At 64.6% G+C, this 16,704-nt stretch carries 16 protein-coding genes; 12 read left to right on the top strand and 4 right to left on the bottom strand.

The window, feature by feature from the left end:
* Positions 1-95 precede the first annotated feature (95 nt).
* On the bottom strand, positions 96-755 hold the full coding sequence (locus N7E70_RS22405; RefSeq protein ID WP_067964021.1) for an outer membrane protein: 660 nt from the start codon (positions 753-755) through the stop codon (positions 96-98).
* 415 nt (positions 756-1,170) lie between these two features.
* Between N7E70_RS22405 and N7E70_RS22400 the strand changes: the two genes are divergently transcribed.
* The 6 genes from N7E70_RS22400 (at position 1,171) to N7E70_RS22375 (ending at position 6,353) form a co-directional block, all read left to right on the top strand.
* Entirely contained in the window at positions 1,171-1,935 is a 765-nt protein-coding gene (locus N7E70_RS22400; protein WP_263007679.1) for an SDR family oxidoreductase, read from the top strand.
* On the top strand, positions 1,932-4,001 hold the full coding sequence (gene uvrC / locus N7E70_RS22395; protein WP_263007678.1) for an excinuclease ABC subunit UvrC: 2,070 nt from the start codon (positions 1,932-1,934) through the stop codon (positions 3,999-4,001). The genes N7E70_RS22400 and uvrC overlap by 4 nt, the downstream gene beginning before the upstream one ends.
* Before the next feature lie 105 nt (positions 4,002-4,106).
* Positions 4,107-4,703: a CDP-diacylglycerol--glycerol-3-phosphate 3-phosphatidyltransferase gene (pgsA, locus tag N7E70_RS22390; RefSeq protein WP_067964015.1), complete on the top strand. Its 597-nt coding sequence runs from the start codon at positions 4,107-4,109 to the stop codon at positions 4,701-4,703.
* A 4-nt stretch (positions 4,704-4,707) separates the two neighbouring features.
* Positions 4,708-4,962: a molybdopterin converting factor subunit 1 gene (moaD, locus tag N7E70_RS22385; RefSeq protein ID WP_192317632.1), complete on the top strand. Its 255-nt coding sequence runs from the start codon at positions 4,708-4,710 to the stop codon at positions 4,960-4,962.
* 4 nt (positions 4,963-4,966) lie between these two features.
* Complete coding sequence (locus tag N7E70_RS22380) at positions 4,967-5,434, top strand: molybdenum cofactor biosynthesis protein MoaE (protein WP_263007677.1); 468 nt, start codon at positions 4,967-4,969, stop codon at positions 5,432-5,434.
* Positions 5,435-5,585: 151 nt separating this feature from the next.
* Positions 5,586-6,353, top strand: a complete 768-nt coding sequence (locus N7E70_RS22375) for an META domain-containing protein (protein ID WP_263007676.1) — start codon at positions 5,586-5,588, stop codon at positions 6,351-6,353.
* A gap of 223 nt (positions 6,354-6,576) precedes the next feature.
* Here the strand turns inward: N7E70_RS22375 and ndk are convergent, their stop codons facing one another.
* Positions 6,577-6,999 carry a nucleoside-diphosphate kinase gene (gene ndk / locus N7E70_RS22370; RefSeq protein ID WP_067964005.1) on the bottom strand — a complete coding sequence of 141 codons (423 nt, stop codon included), beginning with the start codon at positions 6,997-6,999 and terminating at the stop codon, positions 6,577-6,579.
* A gap of 74 nt (positions 7,000-7,073) precedes the next feature.
* Complete coding sequence (locus N7E70_RS22365) at positions 7,074-7,766, bottom strand: glutathione S-transferase family protein (RefSeq protein WP_263007675.1); 693 nt, start codon at positions 7,764-7,766, stop codon at positions 7,074-7,076.
* A 56-nt stretch (positions 7,767-7,822) separates the two neighbouring features.
* On the opposite strand from N7E70_RS22365, the gene N7E70_RS22360 reads away from it, so the two are divergent.
* From N7E70_RS22360 to N7E70_RS22335, 6 genes are all read left to right on the top strand, one after another.
* Positions 7,823-8,335, top strand: a complete 513-nt coding sequence (locus tag N7E70_RS22360; RefSeq protein WP_182574446.1) for a DinB family protein — start codon at positions 7,823-7,825, stop codon at positions 8,333-8,335.
* Between the two features lie 206 nt (positions 8,336-8,541).
* A complete protein-coding gene (locus N7E70_RS22355) occupies positions 8,542-9,216 on the top strand; it encodes a hypothetical protein (protein ID WP_263007674.1) in 675 nt (224 codons plus the stop codon).
* Positions 9,217-9,493: 277 nt separating this feature from the next.
* The gene (locus tag N7E70_RS22350) at positions 9,494-10,762 is read left to right on the top strand and encodes an MFS transporter (protein WP_263007673.1); all 1,269 of its coding nucleotides are present in this window, start codon (positions 9,494-9,496) and stop codon (positions 10,760-10,762) included.
* 151 nt (positions 10,763-10,913) lie between these two features.
* Positions 10,914-12,791 carry an ABC-F family ATP-binding cassette domain-containing protein gene (locus N7E70_RS22345; protein ID WP_263007672.1) on the top strand — a complete coding sequence of 626 codons (1,878 nt, stop codon included), beginning with the start codon at positions 10,914-10,916 and terminating at the stop codon, positions 12,789-12,791.
* 387 nt (positions 12,792-13,178) lie between these two features.
* Positions 13,179-15,284: a molybdopterin-containing oxidoreductase family protein gene (locus N7E70_RS22340; RefSeq protein WP_263007671.1), complete on the top strand. Its 2,106-nt coding sequence runs from the start codon at positions 13,179-13,181 to the stop codon at positions 15,282-15,284.
* Between the two features lie 733 nt (positions 15,285-16,017).
* Positions 16,018-16,179: a hypothetical protein gene (locus tag N7E70_RS22335; RefSeq protein WP_154385112.1), complete on the top strand. Its 162-nt coding sequence runs from the start codon at positions 16,018-16,020 to the stop codon at positions 16,177-16,179.
* A 102-nt stretch (positions 16,180-16,281) separates the two neighbouring features.
* Here the strand turns inward: N7E70_RS22335 and N7E70_RS22330 are convergent, their stop codons facing one another.
* The gene (locus N7E70_RS22330) at positions 16,282-16,674 is read right to left on the bottom strand and encodes a hypothetical protein (protein ID WP_154385113.1); all 393 of its coding nucleotides are present in this window, start codon (positions 16,672-16,674) and stop codon (positions 16,282-16,284) included.
* Positions 16,675-16,704 lie beyond the last annotated feature (30 nt).

The following is a 16,704-nucleotide window of genomic DNA, read 5'->3' as shown; positions in this document are numbered from 1 at the left end:
TTCGAGCGCTCCCCGACGAGCATTCCGCTCGAAGCTTCAACCAACAAAAAAGCCGGGCACGAGCCCGGCTTTTTCGTGTGTGCTGATCGCTGGGATCAGAACTTCATACCGACGCCGAACTGGATGCGGTGATCCTTGTTCGAGATTTCGGTGTTGCCTGCGCCGAGGGCGAAGGTGTCGGTGCCGAGGTCGGTGTAGCGGTACTCGACGCGGCCGAAGACCTGTTCGGTGAGCTTGACGTCGGTGCCGACGCCGGCGGTCCAGCCGAGCATGGTGTTCTTGTCTTCGATGCCGCCCTGCGTTGCCTTGACCTGTGCGCCAGCACCACCGGCGGTGGCGTAGAGCAGGATGTCAGGGGTCACGACATAGCCGAGACGGGCGCGCAGCGAGCCTTCGAAGCCGTTCTTGACCGAGGTGCCGGCATTGTCGCCTTCGACGCCGCTGTAGCCGAGGTCGCCTTCGGCGCCGAGGACGAAGTTGTCCATCTGGTAGTTGTAACCGGCGAACGCACCGCCGAGGAAGCCGCTGGTGCTGATCTTGTTGCCGGCAGCGTCGGCTTCACCGCTGAAGCCGTAGCCCAGCGTCACACCGGCATAGGGGCCGGACCAGGTGTTGAGCGGGGGCTGTTCCATCGGCGCGGCAGGTGCCGGCGGCTCTTCCATGACGACGTCGGCAGCGAACGAAGGCATCGAAGCCAGCGCGACCAGGCCGAACGCCGCAGCGAGCGGACGAGCGTGCTTGAGAATGGCAGTCATTGTTTTACTCCTTAAGCCAACGATACACTGGCTCTTTTTCAACTGGCGCCCCTAGCCCGTCCGGGGGGAGAAACGGGCTGGGCGCCGAACGGTTCCGAATGTCGGGTCGAAATGCGGCTGAACCGAACCTGAAGTTGGGTGATTGCCCGGCGCAAATGAGGCTGAAGCGTGACGTTGCATCGCTGCAACAGCCGTGTCAGGAGCTTTGCCAGTCCTCTGCCTGAAGCCGCTTGGTACAAGGCGTTGGCCGTTCTATATCTCGCATGCAAGCCTGCTTCGCGGGCATGATTTGAGGCGGTATCCCGGGCATTCGCCACATTGCCGCCGGATCGATGAACGGCTTTTTACAGAGGTTACCAAGGGGTAGCCGAAAGCTGCCCGCGCGGAAGCTGGCAGACAGCATGAGAGGACTGGGATGGCTGAGATGGCGGGCAATGTGCTGGTGACGGGTGGGGCCAAGCGCATCGGCCGCGCCATCGTCGAAGACCTTGCCGCGCATGGCTTCGGCGTCGCCATCCATTGCAATCACGCGCGCAAGGCCGCCGATGATCTCGCCGCCACCATTACATCAGGCGGCGGCCGCGCCGCCGTCGTGCAATGCGACCTCGCCGACATGGCTGATGTCGACGGGCTTGTCGCCGCTGCCGCGGCAGCGCTCGGCCCGATCTCGCTTCTGGTCAACAATGCCTCGGTGTTCGAGGTCGATTCGGTGACCGATTTCGACTGGGAGGTGTGGGACAGGCATTTCGCCCTGCATGTGAAGACGCCGGCACTGCTGGCCAGGAACTTCGCCGCCGCTTTGCCCGAGGGGACGGACGGCCTGATCGTCAACATGATCGACCAGCGCGTGCTCAAGCCGACACCGCATTATTTCTCCTATTCGCTGTCGAAGGCGGCGATGTGGGCGGCGACACGGACGATGGCGCAGGCGCTGGCGCCCAGGATTCGCGTCAATGCCATCGGCCCCGGCCCGACGCTGCCGAGCGCGCGCCAGGATGCGGCAGCCTTCGCCGCCCAGCTCGACGGGCTGATCCTCAAGCACGGTCCCGCCCTAGGCGAGTTCGGCGCCACCATCCGCTATCTCTGGCAGTCGCGCTCGATAACCGGCCAGATGATCGCGCTGGACGGCGGCCAGCATCTTGCCTGGCAGACGCCTGACGTGACAGGCATGGTGGAATGAGTCCACGCCATTCCGATACCGGCACAAGCCTCCGCAAGGGCGGCAAGGCTGCCGAAGACATGCCCGAAGCCGAGCTCGATGACGACGAGGCGGCGGACGAGATCGTCGCAGCCTCCGGTCCGGACCTGCCTTTCACCGCCATAGACTGGACCGCGCATGCTGGCGATGCCGACGGCATGGTCGGCGCCGAGGTGATCCAGACGCTGGTCAAGCGGTTGCCCAATGCGCCCGGCGTCTACCGCATGATGAATGCGGCGGGCGACGTGCTCTATGTCGGCAAGGCGCGCAGCCTGAAGAAGCGCGTCACCAACTACGCGCAAGGGCGCTTCCACACCAACCGCATCGGCAAGATGGTGCGCGAGACGGCGACGATGGAGTTCGTCGTCACCCGCACCGAGATCGAGGCGCTGCTGCTCGAAGCCAACCTGATCAAGCGCTTGCGGCCGCGCTTCAACGTCTTGATGCGCGACGACAAGTCGTTTCCCTACATCATGCTGACCAGCGACCACACCGCGCCCGGCATCTACAAGCATCGCGGCGCGCGCTCGCGCAAAGGTGGCGATTATTTCGGGCCCTTCGCCTCGGCGCAGGCTGTCGGCCGCACCATCAATTCGCTGCAGCGCGCTTTCCTGTTGCGCAGCTGCACCGACAGTTTCTTCGACAACCGCACGCGGCCGTGCCTGCTGTTCCAGATCAAGCGCTGTGCCGGGCCCTGCACCGGCGAGATCTCCCGCGAGGGCTATGACGAGCTGGTGCAGGAGGCCAGGGACTTCCTGTCCGGCCGCAGCCAGAAGGTGAAGACGGAGATTTCGAGCCAGATGCAGCATGCTGCCGAGGAGCTCGATTTCGAACGCGCCGCCATCTATCGCGACCGCCTGGCGGCGCTGTCGCATGTCCAGAGCCACCAGGGCATCAACCCGCAGACCATCGACGAGGCCGACGTCTTCGCCATCCACCAGGAGGGCGGGCAGACCGGCATCCAGGTGTTTTTCTTCCGCACCGGCCAGAACTGGGGCAACCGCGCCTATTTCCCCAAGGCCGACCCGTCGCTGGAGGCAGCCGAGGTGCTGGGCTCGTTCCTGGCCCAGTTCTATGACGACAAGCCGTCACCCCGCGCCATCCTGTTGTCGCATGGCGTCGAGGAACAGGAGCTTCTGGCCGAGGCGCTGTCCACCCGCGCCGGCCACAAGGTGGCGATCTCGGTGCCGCAGCGCGGCGAAAAGAAGGACATCGTCGACCATGCCGTGCAGAACGCCCGCGAGGCGCTCGGCCGCCGGCTGGCGGAAACCTCGACCCAGGCGCGGCTGCTCGAAGGTTTTGCCCAGACCTTCGGGCTGGACAAGCCGCCGGTGCGCATCGAGGTCTACGACAACTCGCACATCATGGGCACCAATGCCGTCGGCGGCATGGTGGTCGCCGGCCCCGAAGGCTTCGTCAAGAACCAGTACCGCAAGTTCAACATCCGCTCGACCGACATCACCCCCGGCGACGACTTCGGCATGATGCGCGAAGTGATGACACGCCGCTTTTCGCGCCTGCTCAAGGAGCATGGCGGCGACCAGCCGGAGGAGGGGGATGCCGAAGGCATCGAGGAAACTGGCGCCTTTCCGGCTTGGCCCGACGTCATCCTGATCGACGGCGGCCAGGGCCAGATGACGGCGGTGCGTGCCATGTTGGCCGAGCTCGGCATCGAGGACCGCGTGGTGGCGATCGGCGTCGCCAAGGGCCAGGACCGCGAGGCCGGACGCGAGCGTTTCTTCGTCAGGGGCAAGGAGTCGTTCTCGCTGCCGGTGCGCGACCCCGTGCTCTATTTCGTCCAGCGCCTGCGCGACGAGGCGCACCGCTTCGCCATCGGTTCGCACCGGGCGCGGCGCAAGAAGGAAATGGTCAAGAACCCGCTCGACGAGATCGGCGGCATCGGGCCGAGCCGCAAGCGCGCGCTGCTGTTGGCCTTCGGCACCGCCAAGGCGGTCAGCCGCGCCGCCGTCGACGACCTGATGGCCGTCGAAGGCATCTCGGAATCCATCGCGCGCCTTGTTTACAACCATTTTCACGATAATGGGTGATCAACGGGAATTGTCGTCCGGCGCCTGCCCGGGCTATCTCTAGACAGTTGACCCCCAAGCCCGCCTTCTGATTTCAATACGGCAGACGAAAGAGCATAAGAAACCATGGCCCAGCGCGCATTCAATCTGCCCAACATGCTGACCTATGCCCGCATTCTTGCCGTGCCGATGGTCGTGCTCTGCTTCTTCCTGGAAGGCCGGCTGCAATCGTCCGACTTCGCCCGCTGGAGCGCGCTGGCGATCTTCGTCGTCGCCAGCATCACCGACTATCTCGACGGTTATCTGGCCCGCGCCTGGAAGCAGACCTCCAACATCGGCCGCATGCTCGACCCGATCGCCGACAAGCTGCTTGTCGCCACCTGCCTGCTTTTGCTCGCCGCCGACACCGACAATCGCGGCGGCATCGCCGGCTGGTCGCTGTGGGCGGCGATCATCATCCTGTGCCGCGAAATCCTGGTCTCGGGCCTGCGCGAATATCTTGCGGCACTCAAGGTCAGCGTGCCGGTGACCCAGCTTGCCAAGTGGAAGACGGCGATCCAGATGGTGGCCATCGCCTTCCTGCTCGCCGGCCCGGCCGGCGACAAGATCTTTCCGCTGACCACCCAGATCGGCCTTGTGCTGTTGTGGATCGCAGCCTTGGTGACGCTCTATACCGGCTATGACTATTTCCGTGCCGGCCTGAAACACATCATGGACGAGTGAGACCATGACCAAGCTCATCTATTTCGCCTGGGTGCGCGAGCGGATCGGCAAGGCCGAGGAAGAGGTCGAGCTGCCCGCCGAGGTCAGGACGGTCCGTGACCTGTTGTTGTGGCTCAAGTCGCGCGGCGAGGAATTCGAAAGCGCGCTGCAGCACCCCGAGGTGATCCGGGTCGCGATCAACCAGGAACATGTCGATCACCGCGAAGAGATCGGCAGCGCGCGCGAGATCGCGCTGTTTCCGCCGATGACGGGCGGCTGACCCAATGAGCGTCGTGCCTGTGGTGCGCATCCAGGCCGGCGACTTCGACGTCGCCACCGAGATCGCGCTGATATCGGCGGGCAGGGCGGATGTCGGCGCCGTCGTCACCTTCACCGGCCTCTGCCGCGACGAGGCCGGCAGCCTGGCCGCGCTTGAGCTCGAACATTATCCCGGCATGGCCGAGGCCGAGATCACCCGCATCGCCCAAGAGGCTCTGGCGCGCTGGCCGCTGGCCGGCATCACCGCCATCCACCGCTTCGGCAAGATCAGGCCCGGCGAAAACATCGTGCTGGTGGTCACCGCCTCCCGGCACCGGCAGGCCGCCTTCGACGCCGCGAATTTCCTGATGGACTATCTCAAGTCGCGCGCCCCGTTCTGGAAGAAGGAACATCTTCTCGACGGCAGCGAGGGTGGCTGGGTCGACGCCAAGGAAAGCGACGACGCCGCCGCTGCCCGCTGGGCGAAGTCCTGAGCGATGGCGGCCGCGCTGTCACGCCGCGGCCATGGAACGACCTCATTCCCTGTTATTCACTGTCGAAACGCCCGGTTGATGCCGGGCGCGCGGTCAGATTCTTTGTCTTGGCAACATTGATCGTTTTGGCAACACGAACCAGGAGGCAGCCTTGCTTGGTAAGCTCGCGGAGTTCCTCATTTTCGGCATGACGCCGCTGCTGGTCGGCATGATGGTCGTTCCCACCCTGGCAACGGCTGACGAGACCCTTGTCACCGGCGAGGTGCTGTATCGCGAGCGCATCGCCTTGCCTGCGAATGCGGTGCTCGAGGTGCAGCTTGCCGATGTCTCGCTCGCCGACGCGCCGGCGAGGATCCTCGGCGCGCAGAAGATCGATCCGGCGGGACAGGTGCCGATCAGATTTGCCATCCCCTTCGATCCCACTGCGATCAAGACCAACATGACCTACGCGCTGCAGGCGCGCATCAGCGTCGATGACCAGCTCTGGTTCATCAACGACGTGCGCCATGCGCTCGATCCGCTGACGGCGGGGCCGCAGACCATTGTAGTCAAGATGGTCCGCCAGTCCGGTGCCGCCGAAGAGCTCACGATTTTCGACCGTGACTGGGTCGCCGAGGAGATCGACGGCGCAGCCGCCCATGACAAGGCCAAGGCGACATTGCGCATCGCCACCGACGGCAAGGTGTCGGGCCGCGGCGGCTGCAACGGCTTCTTCGGCAGCGCCAAGGTCGACGGCCAGAAGGTGGCCTTCGGCCAGATCGGCTCGACCGAGATGGCCTGCGAACAGGCGGTGATGGACCAGGAACACAGCTTCCATCAGGCGCTCGAGCGCGCTGCCAGCTTCACGATCGTCGAGGGCAAGCTCGTGCTGGCCGACAAGGACGGCAAGGACATCGTGCGTTTCGCCAGCGCAAGCTGAATCAGTTTGGCAACGGATTGAATCGGTTTCACCTGATATGCCGCCAAGCCGTTGAAATCCTTGGCCGGCAGGCGAGGGGCGGAGACCCAAGGAAAAAGCCGGGGCGCGCGCACACCCCGGCTTTTTCGATTTCCGCAGCGGCCCAAACAAAAAGGCCGGAGCGTGCGCACCGGCCTTTTCGAATCTGGATCAGCAGCTTGACGCCTGCTGTTGACCGGCTGGATCAGCCAACGATTTCGGTGCCCGAGAACCAGTAGGCGATCTCTTCAGCGGCGGTCTCGGGGGCGTCCGAGCCATGCACCGAGTTTTCGCCGATCGACAGCGCGTGGACCTTGCGAATGGTGCCTTCGGCAGCGTTGGCCGGGTTGGTGGCGCCCATCACTTCGCGGTTCTTGGCAATGGCGTTCTCGCCTTCGAGAACTTGGACGATGGTCGGCGCCGACGACATGAACTCGACCAGCTCGCCGAAGAAGGGGCGTTCCTTGTGCACGGCATAGAAGCCTTCGGCTTCGCGGCGGCTCATCCAGACGCGCTTCGAAGCGACGACGCGCAGGCCGGCGTCTTCGAGCATCTTGGTGATGGCGCCGGTCAGGTTGCGGCGGGTTGCGTCCGGCTTGATCATCGAAAATGTGCGTTCGATCGCCATGTCTGGTCCTTGTGATTTCTGGGATTTGCAGTGTGGCGGGCTCTATACAGGCCGCCCGCCGCATTGCCAAGGGGCTAGGCGGCCGCAGCCACACGGCCGGCAAGGCCGTCATGGAGCTCGAGGCAACGGCCGAACCAGGCGGCGATCGGGTCGGCCGCGTCGAGCAACTGGTAGGGCGTGGCGATGCGGGCCCATTGCAGCGCGCCGAAGACGATGTAGTCGGCAAACAGCGGGCGATCGCCGCCGATCCACGGCTGGTAGGTGAGCATGCTGCGCAGCGGCTCGAGCGACGCCCTGAAGTTTTGCAGCCCGGCATCGCGTGCCGCGCTGACCTCTTCCAGCGTTTTGCCGAAACGTGTCTCGCGGCTCTCGCGGAAATAGGCGGCGTTGGCTTCGTCCTGCATGCCGCAAAGCGCGGTCAGCGCGGCAGCACCGACATAAGGATGGATGGTCAACTGCGACCAGCGCTCGATGAAGCGGGCATGGGCCTCGCCGCCGGCGCCTGAAAACAGCGACGGCCGATCCGGATAGGCCTGTTCGAGATAGAGCGCGATGGCGAAGGAATCGGCGACCACACGATCGCCGTCGCGGATGACAGGCACGGTTTTCGACGCACCGCCCTCGATCCCTGATACCTCGAGGAAACGCGTCGGCACGGTGCTGAAGTCCAGCCCCTTATGTGCCAAAGCCATCGCCGCTTTCCAGCAATGCGGGCTGAACGGGCGCGTCATATCGCTGCCGACGAGGTCGTAGAGGAGAATGGTCATTGGGTTCCCGATGGGCTGTAGTAAGAAGCTGGTTTCGAAACACTTAGGGATATCGGATGAAACAGCATTTCATGATGTTGGCTGCCTATAATCAATGGGCCAACGAGCGCATCTATGAGGCAGCAGCCGAACTCGACGTGGCAGACTATGAGCGCGACACCGGCGCCGTCTTCAAGTCGATGAAAGGGACGCTCAATCATCTGCTGGTCGCCGACCGGGTCTGGCTGAAGCGCTTCACCGGCGAGGGCGACGCGCCATCTCAGCTCGATGCCATCATCCATGCCGATTTCGACAGATTGCGCGCCGCGCGCCAGGCTGAGGACAGGCGCATCGTCGAGTGGATCGGCTCGCTCGGCGACAAGGCATTCACCGGGCGCTTCACCTACATGACCATCACCGACATGCGCACCATCTCGCAGCGGCTGGCGCCGGCCCTGATGCACCTTTTCAACCACCAGACGCATCATCGCGGCCAGGCGCACATGATCCTGACAGTTCTCGGGCGCCCGTCCGTAGCTCTCGATCTCATATACTTCCAGCGCACCGAAGACGGTAGAGCATTCGCCTAAATTGCATAAAATTTTATGCTTTCAACGAACATAATCAAAAGGATTCGATCGTCTACTGCTTCATGTAACGCAATTCATGGTGAGCAGTAAAAAAGTTGATGATGTCTAGGGGGGTAGGTGAAACTTATTGCCACTTGGGTTCGTTACTATGCCGGCAGCCAGTCTCAAGGCTGGGTGCTGGGATCGGCAACCACAGGGAGACTTCCATGACTGGTATATCGAAGGCAATTGCCAAGACACTGGCGGGTGGTATCGTTTTTGTGGCGCTCTGCGCGCCAGCCAGCGCCCTGGACATAGGCAACCGCAGCAGCGGGCTCGGCGTTTCGATCGATTCAGGCGGAGTGGGCGCTACCGTCGGCGGGTCCGGCGGCGTCAATGCCGACATAGGCCTGGGTTCCGGCGGCAATCCGGGCGGTACGGGTGCCAACGTCAGCGCCAGCGTTGGCGGTTCCAATGGCATCAATGCGGGTCTGAACGCGGGCGCCGGCGGAAGCAAAGGCCTCGTTGACGCCACGGCCAAAGCCACCGTCGGCGGCAATAACGGGCTGGCCGCCAATGTCGGCGCCAATGTCGGCGGCAACAACGGCCTGGCCGGCGTGAATGCCAATCTCGGCCTCGGCGGCAACACGCTCGCCGACATCGGCATCAACATCGGCGGGCCCGGCCTGCCGGGTGGCCCTGGCGGACCCGGCGGTCCCGGTGGCCCCGGCGGTCCTGGCGGCCCCGGCGGCCCGGGCATCAACCCAGGCGTCATCGGCGGCATGTCGCAAGCCCAGGTGGCTGCCTATGTGAAGCGCTGCAAGATGGTGCTGTCCAACCCGATGGCATTCGAAAGCGACCTGCGCGAACTGTGCAAGCTTTTGCGCACCGCCAGCCGCTGAGCCTTTCGCCAAGACGTTTCGGACGGCCCGCCATGTGCGGGCCGTTTCGATTCCGGCAGGGCGCCGGCCCGGATGTCGTCATGAGCCGGTCTTTTGGCATGCCCCGGTATTTGTCATGACCCCAGTATTTGTCATGAGATGTCTGGATCATCAGATAGCTGCCTCTGGGCAGCGTGACTTGCCTTGCCTTTGCACGTCATCTCGGCCAGACGAAGCATCTGCGACCGCGCCCGGCCAGCCGGCCTGACGTCGCTTTCTCTGTATCGGGATAAAAAACGTGCGTCCATTCGGCGACAAGACCGGCCAGGCCATCGTGCTCTTGCTCATTGCCGGCTCCGGCATGGTGGCGATCGCCCGGGGCATGAGCCTGACCTTCCTGGCCATCCGCCTGCAGGGCGATTTCGGCCTGAGCCCGGCCTGGATCGGCGTGCTGATCGGCACCGGGCCGTTGCTCGGCGCTGCCATAAGCCCGTTTGCCGGAACGATTTCGGATCGCATCGGCCGGCGCGTGGTGTTGGTCACCGCACTTCTGTTTGCCGGGCTCGGGCTCGTGGGCCTCGGCCTGGCGCAATCGGTCGCGGCTTTTGCGCTGGCGCATGTCGTCTCGTCGGTGTCGGCTGCGGTCTATGAGCCGGTGTCGCGGGCGCTGATGAGCGATGCGGCGCCCGAGAAACTCCGGCTCAGGATGTTTTCGTGGCGCTACCTCGTCATCAATGCCGGCTGGGCCGTCGGGCCGATGATCGGCCTGGCCATCGGCGCCAATTCGCCCTTGCCCTTCGTCATTGCCGGCATGGTGCATTTCGTCTTTGCCGCGGCGATCTTTGCCGTCGTGCCTGCGGCGCTGGCCGACCGCAGCGGACAGGCCGCGCCGCAGCAGGCGCCGGGCCTGCGCCGGCTCGGGGCTGCCCTGCGTGACAACAGGCTTTTGTTTTATGTCGGCGGCGGCACGCTGCTGATGGCGGTCTACGGCCAGTGGTCGGTGACCCTGTCGCAATATCTGACCACCAACGTTGACGACGGCATGAAGATCTTTGCCTGGCTGGTCACCACCAACGCCGCCGTGGTGGTGCTCGCCACAGCGCCGGCGCGGCTGGTGATCGAGAAGATCGGGCCGTTGCGGGCGATGGTGCTGGGCTGCCTCTTGTTCCTCGGCGGCGAGCTCGGTTTTGCCGTCTCCACCAATGCTGCCATGCTGATCGGCTTCATGGTGCTGTTCACCATCGGCGAGGTGCTGGTCGTGCCGGCCGAATATGTGCTTGTCGACAGGATCTCCAATGACGGCAACCGCGGCGCCTATTTCGGCGCCCATTCGCTGAGTTCGGTCGGCAATTTCATCGGCCCATTGTTCGGCGGGCTGGCGCTGGGCGCCTTTGGCGGGCAGGGCATGTTCATGCTGTTTGCCATGCTGGCCGCCGGAAGTGCCGTGCTGTTTGCCATCGGCCACGCCGCGCCGCCGCCTGCGACGTCAGACGGCGCGGCGATCGATGCGGCAGGCGAGGTGCCGGGCGAAGCGCTGCAGCGCAGCCACAGGCCGGCCTTCGCCTGATCGCCAGGCAACGGCCCGTTCGCCCATGCGTCGGTGCACGGCATGATCCCTGGAAGTGGTGGCCGGTTCCAGGAAAAGATCATGCCGCAACAACAAGCTGCTGCGGCGCGCTCTTGCCATATCGGTAACTCTCGGCCAAAACCGCCACGCCATGCTCATCATCAATGACCTTTCCCTCCGCATTGCCGGACGCCTGCTTCTCGACCACGCGTCGCTGACCCTGCCTGCCGGCACCAAGGCCGGCCTTGTCGGCCGCAACGGCACCGGCAAGACCACGCTGTTCAAGGCGATCACCGGCGATTTCAGCTCGGAAACCGGCAGCATCAGCCTGCCCAAGAACACGCGTATCGGCCAGGTCGCGCAGGAAGCGCCCGGCACCGAGGAGCCGCTGATCGACATCGTGCTCAAGGCCGACGTCGAGCGCAGCGCACTGCTCGCCGAGGAAAAGACCGCCACCGACCCGCACCGCATCGCCGAGATCCACATCCGCCTGGCCGACATCGACGCCCATTCGGCCGAGTCCCGCGCCGCCACCATCCTCGCCGGCCTCGGCTTCGACGACGAGGCGCAGAAGCGCCCGGCATCGTCATTCTCCGGCGGCTGGCGCATGCGCGTGGCGCTTGCCGCCGTGCTGTTTTCCGAGCCCGATCTTCTGCTGCTCGACGAGCCGACCAACTATCTCGATCTCGAAGGCACGTTGTGGCTCGAGAACTATGTCTCGAAATATCCGCACACCGTGCTCCTGATCAGCCACGACCGCGACCTGCTCAACCGCGCCGTCAATTCGATCGTCCATCTCGACCAGAAGAAGATGACCTTCTGGCGCGGCGGCTACGACCAGTTCGCGCGCCAGATATCAGAGCAGCGCGAGCTGCAGGAAAAGGGCCGCGTCAAGCAGGAGGCGGCACGCAAGCACCTGCAGTCCTTCGTCGACCGCTTCCGCGCCAAGGCGTCGAAGGCGCGCCAGGCACAGTCGCGCATCAAGGCGCTGGAGAAGATGAAGCCGATCGCCGCACTGATCGAAGACAATGTGCGCCCGTTCAGCTTCCCCGAGCCGGTCAAGACGGTGGCCTCGCCGATCGTCGCGCTCGACCGGGTCAGCGTCGGCTATCAGGCCGACAAGCCGATCCTCAAGAAGATGACCTTGCGCATCGACGCCGACGACCGCATCGCGCTCCTCGGCGCCAACGGCAACGGCAAGTCGACCTTCGCCAAGCTTCTGGCCGGCCGGCTCAAGGCCGAGACCGGCTCGGTGACGATCGCGCCCGGGCTCAAGGTGGCGATCTTCGCCCAGCACCAGCTCGACGATCTCCGGCCCGAGGAAAACGCCTATGAGCATGTGCGCCGGCTGATGCCGGAGGCGCCTGAGTCAAAGGTCAGGGCGCGTGTCGCCCAGTTCGGCCTGCCGACAGAGAAGATGAACACCGCCGCCAAGGACCTGTCCGGTGGCGAAAAGGCGCGGCTGCTGATGGGCCTGTCGGCCTTTGACGGGCCGAACCTCTTTATCCTCGATGAGCCGACCAACCACCTCGACATCGACAGCCGCGAGGCGTTGATCATGGCGCTCAACGAGTTTCCCGGCGCCGTGATCCTGATCAGCCACGACCGCCACCTGCTCGAGGCGACGGCCGACCGGCTGTGGCTGGTCAAGGATGGCGCGGTCAATCCTTATGACGGCGATCTCGAGGACTACAAGACGCTGGTGACCGGCGTGTCGGGCGACCGGCGCAAGGAGCGCGAGGCCGACAAGGCCTCGAAGGCCGACAAGCGCCGCGAGGCCGCGGCACGGCGCGCCGCCCTCGAGCCGCTGGCCAAGGAAATCCGCGCCACCGAGGCGCTGATGGACCGCATCCGCAAGCGCATCGACGGCATCGAGGACCAGCTCGCCGATCCCAAGCTCTATGAAAAGGACCCGACGACGGCGACGCAACTGGCCAAGGAGCGCTCGCAGCTCTCCGCCCAGTTGGAAACCAACGAAGAGAAGTGGCTGACAATGTCGGCCGAATATGAAGAAGGCATAGCCGAGTAGGGCCTTCACCCTCCCCCTTGTGTGGAGGGTCGGACCGCAGGTCCGGGGAGGGGGTAACCGTGCGCTCGGCATACCCCCACCCCGTCTCACTCGCTTTGCTGCGCAACGCTCGCTCGCCGACCCTCCCCACAAGGGGGAGGGTAATGTCGTGCCCCATGCTGGCCTTGCACGGCCATCCGGCATCATCTGTCACCGCAGCGCCGCCCCTCATCCCCCTGCCGGGACCTTCTCCCGGTATAGTGACGGGGAGAAGGAGGCTGGCCGCAACTGTTGCACTTGCCCCTTCTCCCCGTTCACGGGGAGAAGGTCCCGGCAGGGGGATGAGGGGCAGCGTTGCCCCTCGAATTGGCCCTACACGCCGCGCCGACATCAGGGTAAAAGGGCGCCATGAACCAGCACGCCAAGATCAAGATCGGCCATTCGGCCTGCCCGCATGACTGCCCGTCGACCTGTGCGCTCGAAGTCGAGCTGCTCGACGACAAGCGCATCGGGCGTGTGCACGGCGCCAAGTCCAACAGCTATACGGCAGGCGTCATCTGCGCCAAGGTCGCCCGTTATGCCGACCGCGTCCACCATCCCGACCGGCTGCTCAAGCCGCTGGTCCGCGCGGGCGCCAAGGGCGACGGCAACTGGAAGGAAGCGAGCTGGGAGGCAGCGCTCGACCTCATCGCGGAAAAATTCATCGCGGCGGAGGAGCGTTACGGCTCGGAGACCGTCTGGCCCTATTTCTACGCCGGCACGATGGGGCTGGTGCAGCGCGACGGCATCGAGCGTCTGCGCCACGCCAAGAAATATTCCGGCTTCTTCGGCTCGATCTGCACCAATCTCGCCTGGACCGGTTATGTCATGGGCACAGGTGCGCTGCGCGGCACCGATCCGCGCGAGATCGGCAAGTCGGACTGCGTCGTCATCTGGGGCACCAATGCGGTGGTCACCCAGGTCAATGTGATGACCCATGCGATCAAGGCGCGCAAGGAACGCGGCGCCAGGATCGTCGTCATCGACATCTACGAGACCGCGACGCTGAAGCAGGCCGACATGGGGCTGGTGCTGAAGCCCGGCACCGACGCCGCGCTCGCCTGCGCGGTCATGCATGTGCTGTTCCGCGACGGGTTTGCCGATCGCCCCTATCTCGAAAAATACACCGACGACCCCAGGGGCCTCGAAGCGCATCTCGCCGACAAGACGCCGGAATGGGCGGCCGCAATCACCGGCCTGACGGTCGAGGAGATCGAGGCTTTCGCCCGGCTCGTCGGCACCACCAAGAAGACCTTCTTCCGCTTGGGCTACGGCTTTTCGCGCCAGCGCAACGGCTCGGTCAACATGCATGCGGCGCTGTCGATCCCGGCGGTGACGGGCGCCTGGCAATATGAGGGCGGCGGCGCCTTCCATTCCAATTCGGGCATCTTCAAGCTCAATGGCGAGCTGCTCGAAGGCACCAAATTCCGCGACCCCGGCATCCGCTATCTCGACCATTCGCGCATCGGCCCGGTGCTGACCAATGCCGAGGACGCGCTCTATGGCGGCCCGCCTGTCACCGCGATGCTGATCCAGAACACCAACCCGGCCAATGTCGCGCCGGAGCAGCGGCTGGTGGTCAAGGGGTTCCTGCGCGACGACCTGTTCACCTGTGTGCACGAGCAGTTCATGACCGACACGGCCAAGCTCGCCGATGTCGTGCTGCCGGCGACGATGTTCCTCGAGCATGACGACATCTACAAGGGCGGCGGCAACCAGCACATCACGCTGGGGCCGAAGCTGATCGACCCGCCCGAGGGGCCGCGCACCAACCACTATGTCATCGAGGAACTGGGCAAGCGGCTTGGCGTGTCTGACATGCCGGGCTTCGGCATGACCGAACGCCAGCATATCGACGTCATGCTGGAGAAGAAGGGCCTCGGCAATTTCGAGACCTTCAAGGACCAGAAATGGGCCGACATGCAGCCGGAATTCGACAGCGCGCATTTCCTCAACGGCTTTGGCCATGCCGACGGCAAGTTCCGCTTCAAGCCGCAGTGGAATGGCGGTGCGGCCCCCAACAAGCCGCCGCGCAGCATGGGCATCTTCGGCCCGGTTGCGCAGCTGCCCGAATTCCCCGATCATGTCGACCTGATCGAGGTGGCCGATGCGGCCCATCCGTTCCGCCTGGCGACGTCGCCGGCGCGCAACTTCCTCAACTCGACCTTCGCCGAGACGCCGGTGTCGCGCGAGAAGGAGGGCCGGCCGGAACTGTTGATCCATTCCGAGGACGCGGCAGAACTCGGGATAGCGACAGGCGACCGGGTCGAGATCGGCAATATGCGCGGCGAGGTCGTGCTGCATGCCCGCCTGTTCGACAAGATCAGGCGCGGCGTCGTCATCGCCGAAGGCATCTGGCCGAATTCCGACCATGAGCGCGGCGAAGGCATCAACGTGCTGACCGGCGCCGACGCGCCGGCGCCTTATGGCGGCGCTGCCGTGCATGACAACAAGGTCTGGGTGAGGGCGGCGTAGGGGCCGTCCCACAGCCGTATCGAGGCCGGTTGCGCGATGGCGCGGAATTGGGCTGCTCGCTTGTCGGGGAGCAGACGCTATGTCACCCCGCCGGAGTCGGTCAGATACACCGGCTCGTGCCGCTGCTTGACCGACATCGAGAAAGCGTCTGGCAGATTGCGCCATCTTTCGCTGACGCCTTGCAGTTTACCAGTCGAGACATCGGTAACCGAACGGCGCAACATGAAAGCGGCCATTCTGCAGCCAACCGATTGCGTCCGTTCGATGATGGAGCCGAAGACGACCACAGCGGACCATGTAGGTCCCAGTCAACGGCCACACTTCGACGACGCCATGCGCAACGGCACAGGGAACGCCTGAGACCTTCTTGACCGCCTCCGCCATATCCGCAGCCATCGATGATGGCGAAGCCGGCAACCGGCAAGGCCGACGACATGAATGGGCCATCCCGCGTCTCCGGGCCCGCCGCTTCGGGATTGCGCAGCTGGGGGACGCGATCGGGACGATAACCCTGTCTTTCGGCGCAACCGACGCCAACACAGTCGCATTGGGATTTGTGCTGGCGCGTGCGCATTGGGGGCAGGGACTGGGCGGCGAGTCTATCAGGATCGAGTTCAGGCGAAGCCTTCGGCCCGCATCGCAGCACCGACGGCGGGCCGCTCGCGCATCCGCGCGCAGTTCGGCCATCGGTTCGGGAACGTGAACGCCGAAGCGCTCGGCCTGGAACAGCAGCATGACGTTACAGATAGAAGTCGGCGGCCGCGTGCTCCTCGCCGAACAGGAACGTGCCGGTGATGCCGCCGTACAACCGGGCCAGCAGACCGGCGGCGACAAGAGTGCTGAAACGGGCGACAGCATCGCGGCGAAACAGCTGGCGGCTGCCTTGAAGGAGTGATCGGGATGGCTGTCAGACCTGAACCCCGGGACGCTTACGAATAGCGCGACATCTAAGAGATGATCTTCGCCTGCGCTTGTCCTTGCTCGATGGACCACTGACCTATCCCACGGGCGGCACATAGGCCTCGAGGCCAAACGCCATCAGCACCAGCGACAGCAGGAAGAAACCGACCGCAACGCAAAGCGCAATCCGCGCGAAAATACCATAGACGTCGCGCATGACGGTGCCGAACACCCGCCGCGCAGGATCATCGAGCGGGCGCGACTTCTCGTCGAGATAGAGCCAGATCTCGGTGCGCCTGGGCGCCTTGGTGCCGGCGGTCATCGCTTTCCACATCAGCACCAGCGCCATCATCAGTGTGAGGAAAGCGCCGCTGCGGAATGCCGATACGGGGTTGAAGGAGAAGCCGACCATGACGCATCCGATCGCGAGCGATCCGAACATGACCGCACGCCCGACGCACTCCACGGCGACCCGCCTGATCTCGCGCATTGACACATCCTGGCGATGAACCCGCGCAAG

This window comes from Aminobacter sp. NyZ550 (assembly GCF_025628925.2).
GTDB classification, from domain to species: Bacteria; Pseudomonadota; Alphaproteobacteria; order Rhizobiales; family Rhizobiaceae; genus Aminobacter; species Aminobacter ciceronei.
This window is presented reverse-complemented; position numbering and strand designations above follow the sequence as displayed.

What these genes read in the sequence shown, in the direction of transcription:
- pgsA (WP_067964015.1), top strand. Translation starts at nt 4,107, where the DNA reads ATGGCCCAGCGCGCATTCAATCTGCCCAACATGCTGACCTATGCCCGC.
- N7E70_RS22405 (WP_067964021.1), bottom strand. Translation starts at nt 755, where the DNA reads ATGACTGCCATTCTCAAGCACGCTCGTCCGCTCGCTGCGGCGTTCGGC.
- N7E70_RS22355 (WP_263007674.1), top strand. Translation starts at nt 8,542, where the DNA reads ATGACTGGTATATCGAAGGCAATTGCCAAGACACTGGCGGGTGGTATC.
- uvrC (WP_263007678.1), top strand. Translation starts at nt 1,932, where the DNA reads ATGAGTCCACGCCATTCCGATACCGGCACAAGCCTCCGCAAGGGCGGC.
- moaD (WP_192317632.1), top strand. Translation starts at nt 4,708, where the DNA reads ATGACCAAGCTCATCTATTTCGCCTGGGTGCGCGAGCGGATCGGCAAG.
- N7E70_RS22345 (WP_263007672.1), top strand. Translation starts at nt 10,914, where the DNA reads ATGCTCATCATCAATGACCTTTCCCTCCGCATTGCCGGACGCCTGCTT.
- N7E70_RS22380 (WP_263007677.1), top strand. Translation starts at nt 4,967, where the DNA reads ATGAGCGTCGTGCCTGTGGTGCGCATCCAGGCCGGCGACTTCGACGTC.
- N7E70_RS22400 (WP_263007679.1), top strand. Translation starts at nt 1,171, where the DNA reads ATGGCTGAGATGGCGGGCAATGTGCTGGTGACGGGTGGGGCCAAGCGC.
- ndk (WP_067964005.1), bottom strand. Translation starts at nt 6,999, where the DNA reads ATGGCGATCGAACGCACATTTTCGATGATCAAGCCGGACGCAACCCGC.
- N7E70_RS22330 (WP_154385113.1), bottom strand. Translation starts at nt 16,674, where the DNA reads ATGCGCGAGATCAGGCGGGTCGCCGTGGAGTGCGTCGGGCGTGCGGTC.
- N7E70_RS22360 (WP_182574446.1), top strand. Translation starts at nt 7,823, where the DNA reads ATGAAACAGCATTTCATGATGTTGGCTGCCTATAATCAATGGGCCAAC.
- N7E70_RS22335 (WP_154385112.1), top strand. Translation starts at nt 16,018, where the DNA reads ATGACGTTACAGATAGAAGTCGGCGGCCGCGTGCTCCTCGCCGAACAG.
- N7E70_RS22365 (WP_263007675.1), bottom strand. Translation starts at nt 7,766, where the DNA reads ATGACCATTCTCCTCTACGACCTCGTCGGCAGCGATATGACGCGCCCG.
- N7E70_RS22340 (WP_263007671.1), top strand. Translation starts at nt 13,179, where the DNA reads ATGAACCAGCACGCCAAGATCAAGATCGGCCATTCGGCCTGCCCGCAT.